Origin of the sequence: Rhizobacter terrae, from assembly GCF_003852895.1 — a bacterium.
In the GTDB taxonomy this organism is placed as follows: Bacteria; Pseudomonadota; Gammaproteobacteria; order Burkholderiales; family Burkholderiaceae_C; genus Albitalea; species Albitalea terrae.
The window spans coordinates 67,197-89,349 of sequence record NZ_QUSW01000005.1 but is presented as its reverse complement, the minus strand read 5'-3'; the positions used below and the strand labels follow the sequence as shown (position 1 = coordinate 89,349).

Annotated in this window: 19 protein-coding genes; 11 read left to right on the top strand and 8 right to left on the bottom strand. The window is 67.4% G+C overall.

All coding sequences use genetic code 11. The features are described 5' to 3' along the window. Positions 1-3 precede the first annotated feature (3 nt). Positions 4-3,093, bottom strand: coding sequence for an ATP-binding protein (locus DZC73_RS18005; protein WP_124541758.1), 3,090 nt, complete (start codon positions 3,091-3,093; stop codon positions 4-6). 82 nt (positions 3,094-3,175) lie between these two features. Here DZC73_RS18005 and DZC73_RS18000 point away from each other — a divergent pair, with 82 nt between their 5' ends. Next, positions 3,176-3,817: a LysE family translocator gene (locus DZC73_RS18000; protein ID WP_124541757.1), complete on the top strand. Its 642-nt coding sequence runs from the start codon at positions 3,176-3,178 to the stop codon at positions 3,815-3,817. Here DZC73_RS18000 and DZC73_RS17995 read toward each other — a convergent pair whose 3' ends face one another. Then, a complete protein-coding gene (locus tag DZC73_RS17995; protein WP_124541756.1) occupies positions 3,818-4,243 on the bottom strand; it encodes a MerR family transcriptional regulator in 426 nt (141 codons plus the stop codon). Between the two features lie 49 nt (positions 4,244-4,292). On the opposite strand from DZC73_RS17995, the gene DZC73_RS17990 reads away from it, so the two are divergent. Next, on the top strand, positions 4,293-5,384 hold the full coding sequence (locus DZC73_RS17990; protein WP_124541755.1) for an MBL fold metallo-hydrolase: 1,092 nt from the start codon (positions 4,293-4,295) through the stop codon (positions 5,382-5,384). Here the strand turns inward: DZC73_RS17990 and DZC73_RS17985 are convergent. After that, positions 5,353-6,549, bottom strand: coding sequence for an ROK family transcriptional regulator (locus tag DZC73_RS17985; protein WP_124541754.1), 1,197 nt, complete (start codon positions 6,547-6,549; stop codon positions 5,353-5,355). The genes DZC73_RS17990 and DZC73_RS17985 overlap by 32 nt on opposite strands. Before the next feature lie 188 nt (positions 6,550-6,737). On the opposite strand from DZC73_RS17985, the gene DZC73_RS17980 reads away from it, so the two are divergent. The 7 genes from DZC73_RS17980 to DZC73_RS17950 all read left to right on the top strand — a co-directional run bounded on the left by DZC73_RS17980 (position 6,738) and on the right by DZC73_RS17950 (position 14,275). Beyond that, positions 6,738-7,838, top strand: coding sequence for an ABC transporter ATP-binding protein (locus DZC73_RS17980; RefSeq protein ID WP_124541753.1), 1,101 nt, complete (start codon positions 6,738-6,740; stop codon positions 7,836-7,838). A gap of 75 nt (positions 7,839-7,913) precedes the next feature. Beyond that, positions 7,914-9,155, top strand: coding sequence for an extracellular solute-binding protein (locus tag DZC73_RS17975; RefSeq protein WP_124541752.1), 1,242 nt, complete (start codon positions 7,914-7,916; stop codon positions 9,153-9,155). Positions 9,156-9,176: 21 nt separating this feature from the next. Continuing rightward, positions 9,177-10,067 (top strand): carbohydrate ABC transporter permease, encoded by an 891-nt coding sequence (locus tag DZC73_RS17970; protein ID WP_124541751.1) that lies wholly within the window; start codon positions 9,177-9,179, stop codon positions 10,065-10,067. Next, the gene (locus tag DZC73_RS17965; protein WP_124541750.1) at positions 10,064-10,906 is read left to right on the top strand and encodes a carbohydrate ABC transporter permease; all 843 of its coding nucleotides are present in this window, start codon (positions 10,064-10,066) and stop codon (positions 10,904-10,906) included. Before DZC73_RS17970 ends, DZC73_RS17965 begins: the two co-directional genes overlap by 4 nt. 177 nt (positions 10,907-11,083) lie before the next feature. Next, on the top strand, positions 11,084-12,277 hold the full coding sequence (locus DZC73_RS17960; protein ID WP_124541749.1) for a maltoporin: 1,194 nt from the start codon (positions 11,084-11,086) through the stop codon (positions 12,275-12,277). 61 nt (positions 12,278-12,338) lie between these two features. Next, the gene (locus DZC73_RS17955; protein ID WP_235835186.1) at positions 12,339-13,364 is read left to right on the top strand and encodes an SIS domain-containing protein; all 1,026 of its coding nucleotides are present in this window, start codon (positions 12,339-12,341) and stop codon (positions 13,362-13,364) included. Positions 13,365-13,372: 8 nt separating this feature from the next. Continuing rightward, a complete protein-coding gene (locus tag DZC73_RS17950; protein WP_124541748.1) occupies positions 13,373-14,275 on the top strand; it encodes an ROK family protein in 903 nt (300 codons plus the stop codon). Between the two features lie 18 nt (positions 14,276-14,293). Here the strand turns inward: DZC73_RS17950 and DZC73_RS17945 are convergent, their stop codons facing one another. Continuing rightward, positions 14,294-15,280: a LysR family transcriptional regulator gene (locus DZC73_RS17945; protein WP_124541747.1), complete on the bottom strand. Its 987-nt coding sequence runs from the start codon at positions 15,278-15,280 to the stop codon at positions 14,294-14,296. A 124-nt stretch (positions 15,281-15,404) separates the two neighbouring features. On the opposite strand from DZC73_RS17945, the gene DZC73_RS17940 reads away from it, so the two are divergent. After that, a complete protein-coding gene (locus DZC73_RS17940) occupies positions 15,405-16,106 on the top strand; it encodes a type 1 glutamine amidotransferase family protein (protein WP_161974631.1) in 702 nt (233 codons plus the stop codon). A gap of 51 nt (positions 16,107-16,157) precedes the next feature. Here the strand turns inward: DZC73_RS17940 and DZC73_RS17935 are convergent, their stop codons facing one another. Then, entirely contained in the window at positions 16,158-17,774 is a 1,617-nt protein-coding gene (locus DZC73_RS17935) for a glycosyl hydrolase family 8 (RefSeq protein ID WP_124541745.1), read from the bottom strand. Between the two features lie 348 nt (positions 17,775-18,122). Here DZC73_RS17935 and DZC73_RS17930 point away from each other — a divergent pair, with 348 nt between their 5' ends. Beyond that, a complete protein-coding gene (locus DZC73_RS17930) occupies positions 18,123-19,754 on the top strand; it encodes a glycosyl hydrolase family 8 (RefSeq protein ID WP_124541744.1) in 1,632 nt (543 codons plus the stop codon). A gap of 23 nt (positions 19,755-19,777) precedes the next feature. Here the strand turns inward: DZC73_RS17930 and DZC73_RS17925 are convergent, their stop codons facing one another. The 3 genes from DZC73_RS17925 to gmhB are packed head-to-tail and all read right to left on the bottom strand — an operon-like array spanning position 19,778 to position 22,149. Next, entirely contained in the window at positions 19,778-20,749 is a 972-nt protein-coding gene (locus DZC73_RS17925; protein ID WP_124541743.1) for a M48 family metallopeptidase, read from the bottom strand. Positions 20,750-20,773: 24 nt separating this feature from the next. Further along, a complete protein-coding gene (locus DZC73_RS17920; RefSeq protein WP_124541742.1) occupies positions 20,774-21,529 on the bottom strand; it encodes a lysophospholipid acyltransferase family protein in 756 nt (251 codons plus the stop codon). Positions 21,530-21,540: 11 nt separating this feature from the next. Then, a complete protein-coding gene (gene gmhB, locus DZC73_RS17915; protein ID WP_124541741.1) occupies positions 21,541-22,149 on the bottom strand; it encodes a D-glycero-beta-D-manno-heptose 1,7-bisphosphate 7-phosphatase in 609 nt (202 codons plus the stop codon). Positions 22,150-22,153 lie beyond the last annotated feature (4 nt).

Below are 22,153 nucleotides of genomic sequence, written 5' to 3'. Positions count from 1 at the left end.
GGCCTAGGCCAGTTCCCGGCGCCCGTCCAGCACCGCGTGCAGGCTGGCCGGATCCACCGGCTTGGTGAGATGGTGGTCGAAGCCCGCCTCCACCGCGCGGCGCTTGTCGTCTTCCTGGCCCCAGCCTGTCAGCGCCACGATGAAAGCGCGTCGCCCATGCTCGGTCTGGCGCAGCCGCTGCGCGACCTCGTAGCCGTTCATGCCGGGCATGCCGATGTCCAGCAGCACCACGTCGGGCAGGAAGCGCTCGGCCACGGCCAGCGCGGAGGGACCATCGTTGGCCGTGGCCACCTCGTGGCCGGTGAGCTCCAGCATCATCGCCAGGCTGTCGGCCGCATCGCGGTTGTCATCGACCACCAGCACCCGCATCGGAAGCACCTCGGACGGGGCGGCCCCGCCGTCGCTTGCCGGCGGGTGCACGAACACCGCCGTCGGCAGGCGCACGGTGAACACGCTGCCGCGGCCGGCCCCGGCGCTGCGCGCCTCGATGCGCCCGCCGTGCAGCTCGACCAGCCCGCGCGCCAGCGCAAGGCCGATGCCCAGGCCACCTTGCGAACGCTCCAGCGCCGGCGCCACCTGCGAGAACATCTCGAACACCGTCGGCAGGTGATCGGCCGGAATGCCGATGCCGTTGTCGCGCACCTCCACGACGGCATCGCTGCCCTCCAGCCGCGCCTCGATGGCGATGCGCCCGCCTCGCGGCGTGTACTTGGCGGCGTTGTTCAAGAGGTTCAGCAGCACCTGCGTGAGGCGCGTCGGGTCGGCATCGAGCCAGACCGGCTGTGCGGGCAGCTGCACATCGAGCTGGTGCCCGAACTGTTCGATGAGCGGCCGCGCCGCCTCGATCGCGCCTTGCACCACCGCGGCCAGCGCGATGCGTTCCATGCGCAGGTTGATCTTGCCGCGGGTGATGCGCGCCACGTCCAGCAGGTCGTCGACCAGCCGCGTCATCTGGCGCACCTGACGGTCGACGATGTCGCGGGCCCAGCGCGCGTCGCTGTCCACCGGATCGCGCAGCCGCATGATCTCGATGGCGTTGGTGATGGGCGCGAGCGGGTTGCGCAGTTCGTGCGCCAGGGTGGCGAGGAACTCGTCTTTGCGGCGGTGGGCGAGCGAGAGTTCCTCGTTCAGCCGGCGCAGTTCGTCCTCGATCTCCTTGCGCGCGCTGATGTCGATGCCCAGGCCGTAGAGCATGGTGGCCCGGCCATCCTCGTCGTACATGGCACGGCCGCGCCCCTCCATCCAGCGCCATTCGCCACTGGCATGGCGGAAGCGGAACTCGACCGAGTAGTCCTCGTGCTTGAGGATGGCGCGCGTCACCGCCGCCGAGAGCAGCGGCTCGTCGCGCGGATGCACCAGGTGGCGGAAGGTGTTGGTCTCGCCCGAGAAGCTGCCGGGCTCCAGCCCGAAGATCTCCTCCAGCTCGCGGCTCCACCACACATGGTCGGTGGCGATGTCGCGCGACCAGGCGCCCATCTTGCCGCTGCGCATCGCCAGCGAGAGCACGTCGCGGCTTTCTCGCAGGGCTGCTTCGGCAGCCACCGCGTCGACCGCGAACCAGGTGCGTTCGGCCACCTGTTCCAGCAGCGTGACCTCCTCGGCGGAGAAGGACCGAGGCGCGCGGTGGTTCAGCGCCACCATGGCGATGAGCCGGCCGTCGCGCACCAGCGGCACGCACAGCAGGGCGCGCGTCTCGAAGCGGTCCCAGGCGGCCATGGCCTGCGGCGTGTCCACGCGCGGGTCATGGTGCGAATCGACCATGACCACCGTCTCGCCGCGCTGCAGGGCAGCAACGATGTCGGGGCTGAAGTCCTTCAGGCGATGCAGTCCGGCGACGCTGTCCACGCCGTCCACGTAGTCGCGCGTCACCACCAGCGTTTCACTGGCGGGGTCGACCTCGGCATACATGCAGCGGCTCACGCCGAAGTAGCGCCCCACGCGGCAGACCACCTCCCATTGCACCTGCGCCGGATCACGCAGGCCGCGCGTGGCGTCGTTCAGGCGCACCAGCAGGCGCTGCGATTCCTCGGCGCGGCGCAGCTCGTCCAGCGCCTGCTGGCGCTCGGTGAGGTCCAGCGCAGCCTGCATCCCGGCCCGGCGCAAGGCACTGCCCACCGCGTCGGCCTCGGCCAGGCCGGTGGGCTCGATGTCGGGCACCTCGTCGCGTTCGAGCTGGCGGGCGGCGCGCTCCAGCGCCGCAATGGGCCGGCGGATGCCACGGGCTGCCCACACCGCCAGGCCCAGCGCGAACACCGCCAGCACGGCGGCGGCCGAACCGGCCTGCCAGGCGGCGCGGCGCGCACCACCGACGATGATGTCCTTGGGCACGGCGATCACGAAGGTCCAGCCGTGGCCGGGAGAGCGGCCGTAGAAGGCCAGCACCGGCACGCCGTCCAGCGAGGTGGACTCGACGAAGCCCTCGCCCGCGGCCTCGATGGCGCGCACGAGGTCGGGCTCGGCATGGCGGCCGATCCAGTGCTGCGGATCAGGCGTGCGCGCCACCACTGCGTGCTCGCGGTCCAGCACGGCGGAGATCCAGCCCCGCGGCATGCGCTGGTCGCTGAGGATGGCCTGCAGGGCGGCCGGCGTGAAGGCCACGCCCACGTTGTAGCGCGGCGGGTCCTGGGCGTGCTCGGCCACGAACACCGCCAGCACCGGCTGCTTCGACACCGGGCCGATGCGCAGGTTGCTCACCTCGACCTTGTCGCCACGGGCGATCTGCCGGTCGGGTGTCCAGGTGCGCCTGGGCAGGGGCGTCTCGAAGGGCACCGAGGTGTTGAGCAGCTGGTCATCGTGGTCCACCAGCACGATCCAGTTGCCCGTGCCTTCCACCGCGCCCTTGGCCTCCTCGTAGAAGGCCCGCAGGTCACCGCGGACGATGGCGGGCGACGCAGCCAGCGTGCGGCCGATGGCGGCGCGCTTGTCCAGCTCGCGGTCGACCACCAGCGACAGGGCCCGGGTGGTTTCGCGCAGGCGCTCATGGCCGGATTCGACTTCACGCAGGTACGTGGAGACGACGATCCAGACAAAGAGGCCCGCGGTCGGCAGGAGCACCGCGAGCACCATCCACAGGAGGCGGCCGCGAAGGGTCATGCGCGGGATGATGCCTGAGGGTGCGCTCTTGAGGCATCATGACTTTCGCGCTCTGGGGCTGTTGCCCCGAAAGGACCCACCCATGGACTTCCTGCCTCCCCTGCCCCTCTTGATCGCCTTCTGCGGCGCCAGTGTGCTGCTGGCCGTCACGCCGGGGCCCGCCGTCTTCTACATCATCACCCGCAGCCTGGCGCAGGGCCGCCGCGCGGGGCTGGCCTCGGTGGCCGGGGTGGCGCTCGGGAACCTGGGGAACGCCCTGGGAGCGGCGCTGGGGCTGGCCGCCTTGTTCGCCATCTCGTCGATCGCCTTCACGGTCGTGAAGTACGCGGGCGCCGCCTACCTGATCTACCTGGGGATCAAGGCATTGCGCCGGCCAGCCGAAGTGCGCGACGCCGCGCTGGGCACGGCCGACACCCGCCGCATCTTCCGCGACGGCTTCCTGGTGGCGCTGCTGAATCCGAAGACGGCCATCTTCTTCGCCGCCTTCCTGCCGCAGTTCATGAGCGCGCACGGCTCGGTGGTGGGCCAGAGCCTGCTGCTGGGCGCGACCTTCGTGGCCATCGCCGCGCTGACCGACACGATCTACGCAACGGCCGCCGGCACCATCGCGCCGCGCCTTCGCGGCAACAAGCGTGCGGGCGCCGCGGGCCGCTACGTGACGGCCTCGGCCTTCATCGGCCTGGGCCTGTTCACCGCCTTGTCGGGCTCGTCGCGGGCGAAGTAGTCAGGCCTTCTTCTTCGCGCTCTCGGCGAGCAGGCGGCGTGCTTCCTTCTCGTGGGCGCGCACCTCGTCGAGGTTGGCGTGCAGGTCGGCCAGTTGCTGCTCCAGCTGGGCCCGGTGCGCACCGAGCACCACCAGGAACTTGCGCAGCTGCGGCTGGGTGTCGCGTGGGGACTCGTACATGTCCACCAGTTCCTTCACCTCGGCCAGCGTCAAGCCCAGGCGCTTGCCGCGCAGGGTGAGCTTGAGCCGGGTCCGGTCGCGCGGGCTGTAGATGCGGTTGCGCCCGCTGCGCTGCGGCGACAGCAGGCCGCAGTCCTCGTAGAAGCGGATGGCTCGGGTGGTCAGGTCGAACTCGCGGGCGAGTTCGCTGATCGTGTAGGTCGCCGCCGGGGGCGGCGACGCCTGAGCGACAGCAGTGGCAGGCATGGGCGCGTAGACTGTTGCAATTGACGTATACGGAAAGTGTATCGGCTTCATGAACGCACTTGAACACCAGCTGAGCTACCCCCTGGGCGACACGATGCCCGAGACCGGCACGACGCTGGAGATCGCCCCGGGCGTGCGCTGGGTGCGCATGAAGCTGCCGTTCGCGCTGGACCACATCAACCTGTGGCTGCTGCGCGATGAGCTGGACGGGCGCGAGGGCTGGACCATCGTCGACTGCGGCATCACCAGCGACGAGACCCGCGCCGCCTGGGAGCGCATCTTCGACAGCGAGCTGGGCGGGCTGCCGGTGCTGCGGGTGATCGTGACGCACATGCACCCGGACCACATCGGGCTGGGCCACTGGCTCACCGAGCGCTGGAACTGCCGGCTCTGGATCAGCGCGACCGACTTCAACGCGGCGCGGCTCGCAAGCTCATCGACCACCGGCTTTGGCGGCGACAGCGCGGCGCGCTTCATGCAAAGCCACGGGCTGACGGACCCGTCCTCGCTGGACAAGATCCGCGCACGCAGCAACTACTACGCAAGCATGGTGCCCAAGGTGCCGGAGTCGTTCCGGCGCATCCTCGACGGCGACGTCATTCCCATCGGCCCCGCGGGCGCCAAGCACGACTGGACGTGCCACGTGGGCTACGGCCATGCACCCGAGCACATGTCGCTGCACAGCGCCGGCCTGGGCCTGCTGATCTCCGGCGACATGGTGCTGCCGCGCATCTCCACCAACGTCAGCGTGATCGACCTGGAACCCGAGGGCAACCCGCTGCCGCTGTACCTCGGCTCCATCGAGCGCATGCGCGCGCTGCCGGCCGACACGCTGGTGCTGCCGTCCCACGGCAAGCCCTTCCGCGGCCTGCACACCCGCATCGACCAGTTGAAGGCGCACCACGACGAGCGTTTCGCCGAGCTGATGCAGGCCTGCGCAGAACGGGCGCTGAGTTCCGCCGACGCGCTGAAGGTGCTGTTCAAGCGCGAGCTGGACCTGCACCAGACCACCTTCGCCATGGGCGAGTCCATCGCCCACATGAATGCGCTGTGGCATGCGGGGAAGCTGAGCCGAGCCGTCGGCGACGACGGCGTGATGCGCTTCTCGGCTACTTCATCAGGCCGTCGTACTGCGGATTGAATTCGTCGAACACCGGCAGCGCAGCCGCACCGAGGACGGCAGTGTCCGCACCCGCGCTTCCGATCATCACGCGCGGCGACGAGTGGCGGCGTGAGCGCGTGGAAACCGGCAGCGGCTCCAGGGCCGCCACCAGCCGTTCGAGCACCGGGGCCGGCAGGGGCCCGCCGATGACGACCGAAGCGACATCCAGCATGGACTCCACGATGTTGATCGCCTGCCGGAGGGCGGGGACGGCCGACTCGAACCATCGGTCCAGGTCCACGCCGGGCCGCAGCAACACGTTGGGCGAGCGCCTTTCGTCCTCGGGCACACCCAGCGTTTCGTAGGCCGCCAGCAGGGACACGTACCGTTCCAGGCAGCCGCGGTTGCCGCAGTAGCAGGGCCGTCCGTCGCGCTCGACGATCATGTGGCCCACTTCGCCCGCATTGCGCGCCTGGCCCTTGTACAGCTGGCCATCGAGGAACAGCCCCGCCCCCAGGCCCGTGCCCACGAACAGATAGGCGTAGTTGCGCAGCGTCTTGGCCACGCCGTACAACCGCTCGCCAATGGCTGCTGCGTTGGCATCGTTCTCGATGAGCACGGGCAGCCCGATGCGCTCGGAGAGGTCGGCGGCCACGTCGATGTCTTCCCAGCCGTGCAGCGTGGTCGGCCCCTTCGACGAAATGCCCTCCACCCCGAACGGCCCGGGCATCACCAGCCCGGCGCCGAGCATCCGGTCCCAGTCGATGTCGACCTGCCGGCGCAGGCTGTGGATGACGTCCGCCAGCAGAGGCAGCACCACGTCTGGCGATGGACGGCGCAAGGCCGTCTCCACCCGGCCGCAGGCCTTGCCGCTGAGGTCAACCACCAGGGCAATCAGCGACTGGTGGTCCACCTGGACGCCCAGCGAATAAGCGCCCGCCGGGTTGATCGACAGCGGTATGGCCGGCTGGCCGCGCCCGGCCTTGCGCGGACTGTGGGCCGTGAACATGCCGCTTTCCTGCAGCTCGGCCGTGATGTTGGAGACGGTCTGCGGCGTGAGCGCCGTCAGCCGGGCGATCTCGGCCCGGGTCAGGACGCCATGCAGGCGCACGGCCTCGATGACGACGCGGCGGTTGTGGAACTTGGCGTGTTCCAGGTTGGTACCGGACGGCGCGGCGTTCTCGCGGGCAGGGGAGGGCTTCATCAGGGGTGGACAGTGCTGGTTTCTATTTTTGAAATCAAATTGACTTAATAAAAGTCCTGTGCTTCAATTCCTGACATTCGAACAGTGACAACGGCCGTGTTCCGCCATGCGGATTCCGCAGCCGCTCCTAGACAGGTGGCAGCCCGTCCAGGAGCGCAAGGATGGTAACCACGGTCCAGGAGACTTCCTTGGCGAACGTGACTTTGCGTGGCATCCGCAAGACTTACGGCCGTGGGCCGACCGTCATTCATGGCGTGGACCTGGACATCCGGGACGGCGAATTCATGGTCTTCGTCGGACCGTCCGGCTGCGGCAAATCGACCTTGCTGCGAATGATCGCCGGATTGGAGGAAATCAGCGCCGGCGAACTGCGCATCGGCGATCGCCTGGTGAACGGGCTGGAACCTTCCGAGCGCGGCGTGTCGATGGTGTTCCAGAGCTATGCCCTGTACCCGCACATGACGGTGTACGACAACATGGCCTTCGGCCTGCGACAGGCCCGTCGCAAGCACGACGACATCGATCGCGCCGTGAGGCATGCGGCCGAGCTGCTGCAGGTCGGTCCCCTGCTTGAGCGCAAGCCGGCCGCACTCTCGGGCGGGCAGCGCCAGCGCGTGGCCATCGGCCGCTCCATCGTTCGCGAGTCCAGCGTGTCGCTGTTCGACGAGCCGCTGTCCAACCTCGACGCCTCGCTGCGCGTGCAGATGCGCATCGAGCTGTCGCGGCTGCACCGGCGGCTGGGCAACACGGTGGTCTACGTGACGCACGACCAGGTCGAGGCCATGACGCTGGGCGACCGCATCGTTGTGTTCAACGCCGGCCACATCGAGCAGGCGGGCACGCCGCTGGACCTGTACCACCGCCCCGCCAACCGTTTCGTGGCCGGCTTCCTGGGCTCGCCGCGCATGAACTTCCTGCCCTGTCTCGTGCAGTCTTTTTCGCAGGGCGTCGCCACGCTGAAGTGGGGCGCGGGCGGCTCGCTTCAAATGCCGGCGCACAGCACGCTGCTGGCGCCGGGCCTGGCGCTCACGCTGGGCGTGCGCCCCGAGCACCTGCGGCTGTCCAACGACCAGGGCCCGCCCGCACAGGTGGAGCTGGTGGAGCACCTGGGCGACTCCACGATGTGCCACGTGCGCATGGCCGGCGTCGACGAGCCGGTCGCCGTCCGCCTGGACGACGGCGCACCCGGACCGCAGGCCGGCGACATCGTTCGCCTGATGCCGCAGGTCCATGCCTGCCACCTGTTCGGCGCCGACGGCCGCTCGCTGCCGCGCCCACCCCTTTCCTGAACCGGCTGCCTTGCGGCCGCGGCACCCTGCGGCCGCAAGGCAGCCACGTCCCACACGACCCGAGGAGACAACGCGATGAAATGGATCCTGAAATCCGCCGTCCTGTGCACGGCATTCGCCAGCGCCGCAGCCGTGGCCGACACCACGCTCAACGCCCTGTTCATGACGCAGGCGGCCTACAGCGAGGACGACGTCAAGGCCATGACGGCGGAGTTCACGAAGAACAACCCGCAGGTCAAGGTGAACCTGGAGTTCGTGCCCTACGAAGCACTGCACGACAAGATCATCGCGGCCAGCGGCACCAGCAGCGGCTACGACGTCGTGCTCTTCGACGTGGTGTGGCCGGCCGAATTCAGCCGCCACAAGATCCTGCGCGACGTGACCGACCGCATCGCACCGGCCGAGGTCGAGCGCGTGGTGTCGGGCGCCTGGTCCACCGTGAGCCATGACGGCCACCGCTACGGCATGCCGTGGATCCTGGACACCAAGTACCTCTTCTACAACCGCGACATCCTCGCCAAGGCCGGCATCACCGCACCGCCTGCGACCTGGGACGAACTCTCGCGGCAGGCAAAGCTCATCAAGGACAAGGGCCTGGTGAAGTACCCCATGGTGTGGAGCTGGTCGCAGGCCGAAGCCATGGTGTGCGACTACACCACGCTCGCGCTCGCCCACCAGGGCAAGCTGCTGGACGGCGGCAAGCCCGGCTACGCGCAAGGCGGCGCACTGAAGGCCGCGAAGTACATGCAGGAGTCGCTCGCGCAGGGCCTGACCAATCCGAACTCGCGTGAATACGTCGAGGAAGACGTGCGCAAGGTCTTCTCCAACGGCGAGGCCGCGTTCGCGCTGAACTGGACCTACATGTACGCCCAGGCCAACGACCCGAAGGAAAGCAAGGTGGCCGGCAAGGTGGGCATCGCGCCGGCACCGGGCGTCGCCGGGCTGAGCAGCGTGTCGGCGGTGAACGGGTCCATGGGACTGGGCATCACCAGCGCCAGCAAACAGCCAGACCTCGCCTGGCACTACATCGTGCACATGACTTCGCGTCCGGTGCAGGAGAAGTACGCCCGCCTCAGCCTGCCGATCTGGAAGGCGTCCTATGACGATGCCGGCGTCGCCAAGGGCCAGGAGGAACTCATCGCCGCGGCGAAGAAGTCCCTCCCGGCCATGGCCGGACGACCCGCGGCCGCGAACTACACCGAGCTGTCCAACTCGCTGCAGAAGCACCTGCACGAAGCGCTGCTGGGCAAGCGAAGCGTGGAGGACGCGATGCAGGCCGCGACGGCGGACGCCACCCGGCTGGCCGCCAAGCCCTGAGCGAACGAGGAAGCGCACGGCATGTCATCCCTTGCGATCAAGCCATGGCGCGCCGCGGCCTTGCTGGTGCCGATGCTGGCCATCATGGCCGTCGTCACTGCCTGGCCCTTGCTGCGCACCTTGTGGCTGGGCTTCACCGACACGGGACTCGCCGCGTCGGGCGAAGCCGGCCACTGGGTCGGCCTGGACAACTACCGCCAGCTGTGGGAGTCGGCCGATTTCCGGTCGGCCCTCGGGCGCACCCTCTACTTCACGCTGGTGTCGGTGGGGGCCGAGGTCCTGCTGGGCGTGCCGGTGGCGCTGCTGCTGAACCAGCCCTTCCGCGGCCGCGTCCTGGCCCGTGCGCTGCTTGTCCTGCCCTGGGCGCTGCCCACCATCGTCAACGCCATGATGTGGCGGCTCATCTTCAATCCGGAGTACGGCAGCTTCAATGCGTTGCTCACGCAAATCGGGCTGCTGGCGGACTACCGCAGCTGGCTGGGCGATCCGGACGTGGCGATGAACATGGTCATCGCGGCGGACGTGTGGAAGAACTATCCGCTCATCGCCCTGATCAGCCTGGCGGCCATGCAGTCCATTCCCGCCGACCTGTACGAAGCGGCGCGCATGGACGGCGCCACTGCGTGGAGCCGCTTCTGGAACGTGACGCTGCCCGGCATCGCCGGCGCGCTGGTGGTGGCCGTGGTGCTGCGGCTCATCGAGGCCTTCAAGGTGTTCGACATCATCTACGTGATGACCCGCGGCGGCCCCGCTGACAGCACGAAGACGGTGAGCTTCTTCGTCTACCAGGAGTCCTTCAGCTACCTGCGCGCGGGCAGCGGCGCGGCGCATGCCGTGGTCGTGGCTGCCTTGAGCGCCGCACTCATCGGCGTGTACCTGGCCCTGCTGCGCACGAAGGCGAACAAGCCATGACCCGCCGTACTCCGCTCCAGCACGCCTTGCTGGCCATCGCCTTGCTGTTGTTCGCGCTCTTCACGCTGCTGCCCATGCTGTGGCTGTTCATGATGAGTGTCAGCAGCACCACCGACCTCACCACCGTGCCGCTGGCCTGGCTGCCCCGCCAGTGGGACTTCAGCCGCTACGAGAAGCTGCTGTCAGCAGGCGGCGGCGCGGGCCGCACGTTCCTCGGTGCCCTCGCCAACAGCTGCACCGTCGCGTTCAGCGCGACAGCGATCTCGATGCTCGCGGCCATCCCCGCGGCCTACAGTTTCTCGCGCGTGCCTGGACGGGCCGTGCTGCTGCACGCGAGCCTGGCGGTGTACATGATGCCGCCCGTCGCCTTCGTGCTGCCGCTGTACCTGGTGTTCAGCGCGCTGGGCCTGCTCAACACCACGCTCGCACTGGTCATCGTCTATTGCTCCATCCTGCTGCCCTTCTGCACCTGGCTGCTGAAGAACAACTTCGATGCACTGCCTGTGGAGATCGAGCAGGCGGCGCGCGTGGACGGCGCGGGCGTGCTGGGCGTCATCTGGCACGTGACGCTGCCGCTGGCCAAGCCGGCCCTGGGTGCCACGGCGCTGTTCGCGCTCATGCTGGCCTGGGATGAATTCTTCTACGCCCTCATCTACACGAGCGACCTGCGCGCAAAGACCCTTCCCGTGGCCATCGGCGACTTCGCCGCGGGCCGCGCGACCGATCACGGCCTGATCTCGGCCGCCGGCGTGCTGTCGGCCCTGCCCGCCGTGCTGACGGCCGCGCTGCTGCAGCGCTGGCTCGTCTCAGGGCTCACTGCCGGAGGAACCAAGGGATGAGTTCCTCCGGCTAGGCACCCCACCACTCCCGCGCAGCCTGTCACCGACGTTCGATCCGGTCCACGAGACCGGAGGGACCCGGCTTGCCTGCGCCCTGCGGCCCCAGGCGTCCGGGACACCGCAACAGCACCTCGAGGACGCCACCCCCACACATCGACACATCACAGGAGACACACCATGCACCTTCCGAAGAACCTTCACATGCCGCTGTTCATCGCGGCCCTTGCGCTCGCCGCCGCCTGGGCCACGCCCGAGGCCCAGGCGGTCGACATGGACGGCTACATGCGCGCCGGGCCCGGCGCGGCGAAGAAGGACGCGGCCCGCGCCTGCTATGGACTGCAAGGGCCCGGACTGAAGTACCGCCTGGGCAACGAATGCGACATCTACGGCGAGTTCGGCCTGAGCCAGGTCGTGAAGACCGAGGGCGTGAGCTACAAGGTCAAGGTCATGCCCAACCTGTGGAACCCGTCCACGGATTCCACAGGCGCTTCCGTGGGCCTGGCACAGATGTTCGTCGAAGGCTCCGGCTTCGACTTCGCGCCCGACACGCTGTTCTGGGCCGGCAAGCGCTTCCTCGGCCGCGCGGACGTGCACATCGTCGACACCTATTTCGTGACGCTCGACGGCGTGGGCGCCGGCGCAGAGTTCAAGCTCGGTGATGACAAGAAGCTGGGCCTGTCGTACTTCCACACCGATGCATCCGCCACCGAATCTGGCGACCGGCTGCATGCGGACCTCACCGGCCTCAACGTGAACCCCGGCGGCAAGCTGCGCGTGCTGGGCACGCTTGCCCGCAGCAACTTCACCGGTGGGCATGGCGGCGTGGGGCTCGTCCTCCAGCATGACCAGGACAACTTCCTCGGCCTGGGTGGCGGCAACACCGCATGGCTGGCCTACACGCGCGGCAGTGCCGGGCTGGACGGGAACTTTGGCAACCTGCACGCCGATTCCGGCGACCACAGCCTGCGCCTGGTCGAGAGCATCACGTGGCAGCAAGGCCCCTTGGGCGGGCAGGCGCTGGCGCTGTGGCAGAACGACCAGAGCACGGCCTCGGGCAAGGTGGTGTCCACGTCGCTGGGCGGACGCGTCTCGTATGCGATGACCAAGCATCTGAAGCTGCTGGCCGAAGCCGGCTACTCGACCAAGAAGCCCGAGGGCGGTGAGCGCCAGAAGCTGGCCAAGTTCACGGTCGGACCGGCGGTGAGCATCGGCCCGGACTTCTGGAACCGGCCCGAGCTGCGCCTGTATGTGACGACCGCGCGCTGGAACGACGCGGCGAATGCGGCAGCCGGTGCGGGCGGCGTGACCGGCCTGGGCGACGGCAAGACCAGCGGCACGAGCTACGGCGCGCAATTCGAGATCTGGTTCTGAAGACACGGCGGCGCGCGGCCCTGCCCGCGCGCCGCTCCTCACCTCTTCTGGAAGAAGCCACTTGACTCCACACATCCTCCTCGAGGCGCGCAGTTCGGCCGACGTCGTGCGGCGCCAGCTTCGGTGCGCGCATGACGACCATGCAGCAACGGCCGGCCACCTGCGGGCACAACCGCCCTCGCACGTGCACACGCTGGCGCGTGGCAGCTCCGGCTGCGCCGCCGCCTTCCTGTCCTACCTTCTTGCAGCCCGGCACGGCGTGCCGGCCGGGGCCTTGCAGCTGTCAGCCCTGACGCTTCACGACGCGCCGCTTCAGGTGCGCGGCAGCCTGGCCGTGGCCATCTCGCAGTCCGGACAGAGTCCCGACCTGGTGACGTCCATGCAGCGGCTGTCGGCAAGGGGCGCCAGCACGCTGGCCCTGGTGAACCAGATGGAATCTCCCCTGGCACAGGCCTGCCTCTGGCGCGCGGACCTGCGCGCCGGCCCCGAGCTGAGCGTGGCCGCCACCAAGAGCTTTGTCGCGAGCCTGGTGGCCAGCGCGCTGCTGGTGTCGCATTGGCGCATGGATGCCGCCATGCTCAAGGCACTGGATGCCTTGCCGCACCAACTGGACACGACCGTGGCGGACCACGAGATCGATGCCACCGTGCGGGCCCTCGCGCCCGTTGAACACCTGCTCGTCATCGGCCGCGGCTTCGGGTTGCCGCTGGCCCAGGAAGCCGCGCTCAAGCTGAAGGAAGCCTGCGGCATGCATGCGCAGGCCTTGTCCGGCGCCGAGGCCATGCATGGTCCGGTGTCCCTCGCCGGCCGGGGACGCACCGCGCTGGTCTTCGCCACCGGCGGCCCCGAACTTCCCGGGCTCATCGCCTTCGCCGACCACCTGCGCCGTCTCGGCACGAACGTGGTCCTTGCCGCGCCACCGCAGATCCGCGAACGCACGATGACGCTCACGCCCGCCGACATGCCCGAGCTCGACGCCGTGCCGGCCATTCGTTCGTTCTACGAGGTGGTGGCGGCGCTCGCCACCGCGCGCGGGTTCGATGCCGACCAGCCTCCACACCTGCGCAAGGTCACGCTGACCCTGTGAACCACACCATGAAAGCTCCCTCCCTCATCGCGCTGGACATCGGCGGCACGCACGTGAAGTACGGCCTGGTCGGCATGCAAGGCCAGGTCACGCAGGCCGGCGTGATCGACACGCTCGGCCGCGATGGCATCGTCTCGCTGCTGTCGCGCCTCGATGACGTCGTGCATGCACTGCGCGAGTCCCGGCCCGTCGGCGTGGCGGTGTCCACGCTGGGCATCGTCGGGCTCGGAACCGGTCGCATCCGAGGCGCCGCGGACGCAGTGGCCGGCTACGCAGGCACCGACCTGGCGGCTCATTTCGAGCATCGCTTCGGACTGCCCACCACCGTGGAGAACGACGTCAATTGCGTGGCGCTGGCCGAGGGCTGGTGCGGGGCTGCCGTCGGGCTGGACCACTACATCGCGCTGACCTTGGGCACAGGCATCGGCGGCGGCATCGTCATCAACGGCCGCCTGTACCGGGGAAGTTCATGCGCAGCCGGAGAGTGGGGCAACGCCGTGGTGGAAGGCGAGGTGTGGGAGAAGGTCGCATCGCTGCGCGGGCTGGGCCTGCTCGGCGAACAGGCGTTCGGCCGCGCGCCGTGCAGCGCCCACCACGTGTTCGAGGCCGGGGATGCCGGCGACCCGGTGGCGCTTGCGGTTCTTCAGCGCTGGTACCAGCGCCTGGCCACCGGCATCACCGCCTTGATGTACGCGTTCGATCCACAGGCCGTCATCATCGGCGGTGGCATCTGCGGCCGCGGCGAGCGCTTCCTGGATGAACTGCGCGAAGCCATGTCACCCTTCCTGCGGACGGACTTCAGCGGTGACGCCAAGGTGGCGCTGGCAGCCACCGGCAACAACGCGGGCATGCTGGGCGCGGCCAAGCATTGGGCCCAGCTGCACGGGCACCTCGCAGCCTGGACCGGTTGACGCGCAGGCCTTGAGGCCTCACGGCTTGCGGCCGCTGGCCAGGTCCAGCAGCGCACCATGCGACACCACGGCAGTGCCGTCGCGCAACGTGCGCGTGGCCTGCATCGCGTGGGCCGACAGCAGGCCCACGCACTGGCGCAGGTAGCGATGGGCAGCGTCCGCATGGACGCGCGGATGCCAGGCCTGCACCACCTCTTCCGCCGGCACGCCCACGGGCAGGTCGACGATCTGCAATCCCAGGCCAGGGGCCACGCTGCGCGCCAGTTGCTCGGGCGCGCAGGCGACGAGGTCGGCAGAGCGGGCGGCCGCCATCAGCGCACCGTAGGCACTGGGCACGGTGAGCACCACGCGCCGCGCCAGGCCCAGCTCGGACAAGGCCAGGTCGATGGGATCGCGCCCGTTGCCGCGGCGCGCAATGGCCACGTGAGGCTGGTCGGCGAATGTGGCCGGCGTGATGTGCGAGCGCAGCAGTTCATGCCCGGCCTTGACTGCACACACGGTGCGTTGCTCGTGAAGCATCAAGGTGTGGATGTCGGTCCCGCAGTCGGCGATGGTGCCGATGTCCAGGTCGATGCGCCCGTCGCGCAAGGCATGCAAGTCTCCATCGGTGTCGGGCACGAAGCGCAGCGTGGCCAGGGGCATGCCCCGGTTCAACGCTTCCAGCAGCATGGCCCCGCGGATGATGGCGATGCCATCGGGCGCGCGCACGACGAAGTCGCGCCGCAGCTGCGTCAGTGATGCACTGTCGTCGACGGGTGAGATCAGCGCACGGGCTTGATCGATGAGCCGGCGCACAGGCTCGCGCAGTTCGAGTGCGCGCGGCGTGGGCACGAGGCGCCGACCCGCGCGAACAAGGATGGGGTCGCCCAGTGCCTTGCGAATTCTTGCGAGCGTGTGGCTCATCGCCGGTGTGCTCAAGTGCATGCGGTGAGCGGCGCCGCTCACGCTGCCGGCGGTGAGCAAAGCATCGAGAGCGATGAGCAGATTGAGATCGAGGGATTTCATTTCGTGCACGCATCACTTTCGAACTTCGCACTGTACAGAGCAGGCCCTGGACCGGACACTGCACCGGCCCGGACCTGCGGTTTCGGGACGCAGTTCGGATGCAACCATTTGTGAGGACTCCACCATGGAACGAGGCGCCGTGATCATGATTGCGACGTCGCAAGCTTTCATCCCGCTGACAGCCGAGCCGACAGGGGTCTGGCTGGAAGATCTGGCAGCGGCGTACATGGCCTTCGATGCCGCGGGCCTGCACATCTCGATGGCGTCGCCAGACGGCGGGCCGGTGTGCTTCGAACCGGCCAGCCTGTCCGATGGATTGATCAGCACACGAGGCCGGCGTTTTCTGGCGTCAGCCCAGGCGCGTTCGCTGCTGGCCGAGAGCCTGCCGTTGTCGCAGGTCCGCGTCGATGACTCCGTGCAGGCCGTCTGGTTCGCGGGCGGGAGAGGTGCGCTCTGGGACTTCGCCAACAACGCGGCCATCAGTCGCTGCCTTCGCTCTTCGCTCGATGCAGGCGTCGTCATCGCGACCATCGGATGCGGCGTGGCCGCGCTGCTCAACGATGCGAAGCCGCACTGGCTCAACGGACGCCGCCTCACCGGTTGCGCTCCCGAGGAAGACGTGCGGGCCGGCACCGATGCATACGCACCAGTGGCACTGAGCGCGGCGCTGCTGGACCAGGGCGCGCATTTCGTGTGCGCCCCGGCCTTCACGCCGCATGTGGTTTCCGACCGTGGCCTCATCACCGCGCAGAACTCCGCATCGGCTGCGCTCGCGGCCGATGCGGTGCTGGCGTTGAAGCGGCATCAGGTCATCGAGGCGGCCTGAGTGCCCGCATGGTCCGGCGGCTTCTGCGGCCGCCAGACCACGGCCAGCGCTTCAGGGGAACCAGACGAGGCCAGCGACGGTGAGCATCGAGAACAACGTGAGGGAGTCCTTGAAGTAGCCATCCTTCTCGGAGCCATCAGGGTTCTGGCCCGGTCCGGTGAATGCACCGTTCATGTAATCCCAGCCCTTGTTCAATGCCGCTTGCGCCGCTTGCTCCTCAGGCTGACCCTTGAGCGTGACCAGGGGAACGATCAGCATGGACGCGAAGTGCTGGGCATGGCCGAAGGTCTTGGTCACGGTCTTGTTCAGCGCCTTGTCGAAGTACGTGAAGCTATTGATGCGGGTGCCATTCAGGTCATACGTCGACCCGATACGCCCGGTGGGGCTCCAGTTGTATTCGTTGATGGATTCCGGGACATGCGCCTGGTCCAGGCCGAACCGCGCGATGCGCTGAGCCCATTCCCTGGTGGTGTCATCGTACTTGTCCACCATCAACTCCCAGGTCAGGCGCCAGGGCACCCGCACGGCATTCTCCGACCACTTGCTTGTGGGAAACGGCTCGTCAATGAAGGCGTCAGGTGCGCGCCGGACGTTCTCCTTGCTCCAGGCAGCATTGCTCAAAGTCCCGCCGGGAGGCGTCTGGGGGACCACGAAGTCGGAGATGAGGCCCTTAGTCCAGGTCGTCGGCACACCTGGGCTTCCGGCCTTGAAGAAGTCGTTGTACAGGCCCTGGATTTCAAAGCGAGTCAGGTTTCCGACCTCGTTGTAGCTCATCGGGTGCGTCGTGCAATCCCTGACGCACTCGGAATTGAATCGGCGGGCGAAGACGCCGAAGTGCCCCATCATCCAGTCGCTCGGGCGGGTGGCGTAGGGATACAGACCCTTGAACGTCTTGGTCTTCGCGCCGTCGCCGTCGAGGTCGAAGTCTTCCCCGTCGGCCTTGTTTTCGATGAAGTCGCCGCCGCTTTGCAGTGACCAATCCCCCAGATTCACTCGCAGTCTGAATTCCGCCTTGTTCGGAATCTGATGTTCGGTGAGGTTGTACTTTGCGATCGCTTTGTACTCGTCCTTGGCCATCTGCAGATAGTTGTACGTGCCTGCAGAGCCCCACTGGTTGTGCGCCATGAGCAATGCCAGCGCAATGTCCAGGTCGCCATCGGGAGCGTTGTCGCTGATGTTCTTGGGATTGAAATCCGAGGGAATCGCCCACGACATCAACTTGCAGCCACTCCCGCATAAGTAGCTCTTGAATCGCTGATACGTTGCAACCAGTCCGTCGAAATCGGGCTTTTCCGAGACAACTTTCCCGGAAGCATCCTTCGCCTGCCCCTCCATCAGGACCGTCAAAAGCATTCCATAGCCGGTGTGCTCGGACCCACTGATGATCTTGGTCCCCATGGGCCAGAAGTCTTCTGGCTGACCCGTGGAGGGGCCGTCGACATATCTGAAACCGGACAGCCCAGCTCCGGTAGGTGTCTTCAGGTAAGCCGCCTTCCACTTCCTGTAATACGCCGCGATGGCGTCTCTGCGCTTGGCCAAGGTCGACGCCGCAGTGTGGTTGGGCTTGAGCAGGTCGTAATTTGTTTCATGCGGGAATAGGAAATCGGCCTGCGCCGTTCCCGCGATCGCCGCGCACGCCAAGGCTGCCGCGGTCAATGCTGTCTTCATGGGTTCTCCTTCAGGGGCACCGGCCGGCTGGCCGGGAAGTCTTGTCGTGGATGTGTGCACAAGCGCCGGAAGCGGAGCCCTGGCGCAACGGGCACGAGACCAGTCTATGGGTGCCTCCCAATTAAAGCAAATCGTTTTACTTATTGATTTCTGGATAAATGCGGCGCTTTACCCTAGATTTGCCGCGCTTTTTGCTAACGGCAACCGGCGTCACTGGTGAATTTGCAGCTTATCCAGTAAACATTAATAGTCAAATGTGTTTACTTAATAGCGCCGAAGGTGTTTCAATCCGGCCAGCCGCCTCCCCATGTCCTGGGCGCGCTGATCCCCTCACCCGGAGACCTCCACATGAGCAAGACCTTCTGGACCACCATCGCACTGGCTGCGGCCATGCATGCCGCGACCGCCGCCAACCGTGCATTCCCGTTCGAGACCAATTACGGGCTGAACCGGCCCAATCACGCCGCGGCCGACACCACGGCCGAGCGCGCCGCGGACATCCGCGCCTACTACCAGCAATGGGTCAGCGACTACCTCAAGAAGGTGACCATCGGCGGCAAGGACCACTACTACGTCCTCGGGCCGGTCACCGGCCCCACCGGCGACGATCTACCGCCGGGCTTTTCCGGCAACCCCATCAGCGCCTCCGAACACACTGGCTACGGCATGCTGCTGACCGTCCTGATGGAAGGCCAGGACTCCGCCCATTCGGAGCGTCCGAGGTTCGACGGCCTGGTGCGCACCTACCAGCGCTTTCGCAGCAGCGGCTGCGGCCAAGCGGGCTGCACGACCAGTCTCATGTCATCCGCCCTCCCCCCTGAAGCGGATTGGACAAAAAACCCCGTCCCAGTGGACGACAGCGCCACCGATGGGGACATGGACATCGCGCTGGCCTTGCTGATGGCCGACGCCCAGTGGGGATCCACCGGTGCGGGGGCGACGTTCAACTACAAGGCGATGGCCAAGACGCTGATCGACGACATCATCAAGTGGAACCTGCAGTGGAGCTCCAGCGAGGGCGCCGGCCTGTTTCGCATGAACATGGGCGACTGGGTCCATGGCTACCCCGACTTGCATGAAGAGGACTGGGCGGGGGGAATGCACGTCAATGGCGACGCCGACAGCACCGACGTGTTCCCCAAGTTTCTCCTTTCCACCACGCGCCCCAGCGACTGGATGATGGGCCACTGGCAGGTCTTTCAAACCAAGTTCTCCGGTCCGGTGCCCACCCTTCCAGCGGCGTCCAACGGTGCGCAGTGGACTTACGCAAACGTGAGCAGTGCGGTCCGCACCGAGATTCGCCGCATGCACTCGAAATACTTCGATGGCAACTACTCGGGTGGGGTGTACGGCACCCCCATGGCCGACCCAAGCTGGACAAAGGGGCTGGTCCCGGACTTCGTGAGCCCCAAGGTGACGGGTTCGAGCAGTTCCACGACCTACAGCACCACGGACGTGGTGCGCTCTCCTAACGGCATGATTGACGAACCGTTTCCTTCCGGCCAGTTTTCCGAGAACGCATGCCGCGTTCCCTGGCGCGTGACCTGGGACATCATGGCTTCCGGCCATGGAGACAGCAGGCTGTGGGCACGGGACATCGCCAAGTTCGCCATCGGCGCCACCGCCAGCGGCGGCACGTACGACTGGACGCGCATCGGCTCCACCTACGACCTCAATGGCACCCGCATCAACAGCTTCACGTACTTCGACACGGCGCTGAACAAGACCGTGACCAAGACCTTTGGCCATGGCCCGCACTTCGCTGCGATGCTGGCCACCACGCTGGGCACCATCAACTCGGGCAGCGGCGACAGCCAGGACATGCAGGCCAAGGCACAGGCTGCGCTCAACGAAGCGTGGAAGTACATGAGAGTGCGCCATACCGGACCCACGCCGGCCACGAACGACGGCTACTTCAAGGACACCCTGACGCTGTTCTCACTGCTGACGATTGCCAACCTGGTCTGGTTCCCCGAATAGCCCCGGGGGCTGGTGCCGGATGTTCAGTCGAACACCGGCACCACGTCTTCCTTGAGGCTGCCGCGCACCTGCTCGTAGTCGGGGATGACCGAGCGCACCACGTCCCAGAAGCGCGGGCTGTGGTCCATGTGGCGCAGGTGCGCCAGCTCGTGGGCGACCACGTAGTCGATGGCGGACATCGTGAAGTGGATGAGCCGCCAGTTCAGCCGGATGGATCCGTCGGCGCTGGCGCTGCCCCAGCGCGTCTGCGCCGATGACAGCGACAGCCGGGTGTAGCGCACGTTGAGCTGCTGCGCGAAGTGCCGGCAGCGCTCCTCGAAGATGCGCTTGGCCTGGCGCTGCAGCCAGGACTGGACGGCATCGCGGATCTGCTCGGCCGAGGCCGATTGCGACAGGCCCACGTGCAGCGTCAATCGCGGCACGCCAGGCAAGGTTTCGGCATCGGTGTGGAGGATGGCGCCGGTGGCTCGCGGATCGATCACCACGATCACCGTCTCGCCGAGGAAGGGAATGCTCGTGCCGTCCTTCCACTCGATGCGCGCTTCCTGCTGCTTGCGCTGGCGCTCGCCCTGCTCCTGCAGCTTGCGCAGGATCCACTTGCCCTTTTCGCGGATGCCCGCCTCGATGTCGCCCACGGTCACCCACTTGGGTGCGTTCACGCTCAGGCCCTCGGGCCCGACGATGAAGCCGATGGTCTTGCGGCGCACGCGCTTGAGCAGGTAGGCCACGAGGTGGTCGTCCAGCCGGATCTCGCGGTTGTGCTGCGGGTGGCGGAAGATCTCGGGGCTCAGCACGCTGGCGATGGGCACCGCAGGTGCCGACGGCACCGGTTCGTGTGCAGGAAGCGGTGCCGGCTCGACCACGCCCGGCAGCCCAGGCAACCCACCAAAGGCCGCCACGCCAGGAAAGACCGGAGCGACCGGCTCGGTTGCCGGCGGCTGTTCGTCGAACAGCGAAAACTGCGTGGGATCGGGGGCCGTGGGCTTTCTCGCCATGGGCCCGGATTGTCCTATGAAACCTCAGGCCTTCGCGTAGGCCTCGGCGTCGATGCGGCGCATTTCGCCTTCGATCCAGGTCTCGACTTCACGCATCAGCTCGTCCGGGTCGCGGCCGGTGGAGGGAATCGGCTTGCCGATGGAGATGTCGATCAGCCCAGGCCGGAGCATGAACGACTTGCGCGGCCAGCACTTGGCCGAGGACACCGCGATGGGCAGCACCGACGCGCCGGTGGCCTGTGCCAGCCGCGTGCCGCCGGTCTTGTACTGGCCCTGCGAGCCGCGCGGCGTGCGCGTGCCCTCGGGAAACATGATGACCCAGTTGCCCTGCGCCATGAATTTCCGGCCCTGCTCGGCCACCTTGCTCCAGGCCTCGGTGCGCTTGCTGCGGTCGATGTGGACCATGTCCAGCCGGCCCATGGCCCAGCCGAAGAAGGGAATCATCAGGAGTTCGCGCTTGAACACGTAGGCCAGCGGATGCGGCATGAGCTGCGGGAAGGCGAAGGTCTCCCAGGTCGACTGGTGCTTGGGCAGCACGATCATCGGGCCGGCCTTGTCGGCGATGGCCAGGTTGTCCGCGCCCTGGATGCGCCAGCGCACGCCGCAGATGAATCGCGCGCCGTAGATGGCGAAACGCAGCCAGTAGGTCGTCAGCCAGTACAGCGGCGTGCCGCGCATGAAGATGGAGGCGACCAGCGAGATGATGGCCCACGGAATCACCGTGACGGCCATCCACAGCACGAACAGGGCCGATCGGATCGACCAGAAGATCTTTTGCATGTCGGAAGGATTCAGTTCAGGCGGCCGAAGCCGGAATCGGATTCGCCGGTGAGGCCGCGGGCCGCGCGTTCCTGCTGGATGATGGCGTCGGCAAACGCACTCAGGTCGGCATGCACCTGCGTGCCCGGCACCTGCTCGAGGATGCCCGTCACCTGCGCATCGGTGAGCGAGGCGGCCTTGCCGGTGCGCACGAAGTGGGTGGGGCAGCCGGCTGCGGCGCCCGCCTGCAGGTCGCGCAGCGAATCGCCGACGAAAGGCACCACGGTCAGGTCCACGCCGTAGCGTTCGCCGATCTGCAGCATCAGCCCCGGCAGCGGCTTGCGGCAGTCGCACTGGTCTTCAGGCACGTGCGGGCAGAAGAACACGGCGTCGATGCGCCCGCCCTGCTTGGTCAGCAGCGAATTCATGCGCACGTGCATGGCGTTGAGCGAGGCCATGTCGAACAGGCCCCGGCCCAGGCCCGACTGGTTGGTCGCCAGCACCGTGTGCCAACCCGCATGGTTCAGCCGCGCAATGGCCTCCAGCGCACCGGGCAGCGGCACCCATTCCTCGGGCGACTTCACGAAGTCGTCGCGGTCTTCGTTGATCGTGCCGTCGCGGTCGAGGATGATGAGTTTCATGGGG

What these genes read in the sequence shown, in the direction of transcription:
- DZC73_RS18005 (WP_124541758.1), bottom strand. Translation starts at nt 3,093, where the DNA reads ATGACCCTTCGCGGCCGCCTCCTGTGGATGGTGCTCGCGGTGCTCCTG.
- DZC73_RS18000 (WP_124541757.1), top strand. Translation starts at nt 3,176, where the DNA reads ATGGACTTCCTGCCTCCCCTGCCCCTCTTGATCGCCTTCTGCGGCGCC.
- DZC73_RS17995 (WP_124541756.1), bottom strand. Translation starts at nt 4,243, where the DNA reads ATGCCTGCCACTGCTGTCGCTCAGGCGTCGCCGCCCCCGGCGGCGACC.
- DZC73_RS17990 (WP_124541755.1), top strand. Translation starts at nt 4,293, where the DNA reads ATGAACGCACTTGAACACCAGCTGAGCTACCCCCTGGGCGACACGATG.
- DZC73_RS17985 (WP_124541754.1), bottom strand. Translation starts at nt 6,549, where the DNA reads ATGAAGCCCTCCCCTGCCCGCGAGAACGCCGCGCCGTCCGGTACCAAC.
- DZC73_RS17975 (WP_124541752.1), top strand. Translation starts at nt 7,914, where the DNA reads ATGAAATGGATCCTGAAATCCGCCGTCCTGTGCACGGCATTCGCCAGC.
- DZC73_RS17970 (WP_124541751.1), top strand. Translation starts at nt 9,177, where the DNA reads ATGTCATCCCTTGCGATCAAGCCATGGCGCGCCGCGGCCTTGCTGGTG.
- DZC73_RS17965 (WP_124541750.1), top strand. Translation starts at nt 10,064, where the DNA reads ATGACCCGCCGTACTCCGCTCCAGCACGCCTTGCTGGCCATCGCCTTG.
- DZC73_RS17960 (WP_124541749.1), top strand. Translation starts at nt 11,084, where the DNA reads ATGCACCTTCCGAAGAACCTTCACATGCCGCTGTTCATCGCGGCCCTT.
- DZC73_RS17950 (WP_124541748.1), top strand. Translation starts at nt 13,373, where the DNA reads ATGAAAGCTCCCTCCCTCATCGCGCTGGACATCGGCGGCACGCACGTG.
- DZC73_RS17945 (WP_124541747.1), bottom strand. Translation starts at nt 15,280, where the DNA reads ATGAAATCCCTCGATCTCAATCTGCTCATCGCTCTCGATGCTTTGCTC.
- DZC73_RS17940 (WP_161974631.1), top strand. Translation starts at nt 15,405, where the DNA reads ATGGAACGAGGCGCCGTGATCATGATTGCGACGTCGCAAGCTTTCATC.
- DZC73_RS17935 (WP_124541745.1), bottom strand. Translation starts at nt 17,774, where the DNA reads ATGAAGACAGCATTGACCGCGGCAGCCTTGGCGTGCGCGGCGATCGCG.
- DZC73_RS17930 (WP_124541744.1), top strand. Translation starts at nt 18,123, where the DNA reads ATGAGCAAGACCTTCTGGACCACCATCGCACTGGCTGCGGCCATGCAT.
- DZC73_RS17925 (WP_124541743.1), bottom strand. Translation starts at nt 20,749, where the DNA reads ATGGCGAGAAAGCCCACGGCCCCCGATCCCACGCAGTTTTCGCTGTTC.
- DZC73_RS17920 (WP_124541742.1), bottom strand. Translation starts at nt 21,529, where the DNA reads ATGCAAAAGATCTTCTGGTCGATCCGATCGGCCCTGTTCGTGCTGTGG.
- gmhB (WP_124541741.1), bottom strand. Translation starts at nt 22,149, where the DNA reads ATGAAACTCATCATCCTCGACCGCGACGGCACGATCAACGAAGACCGC.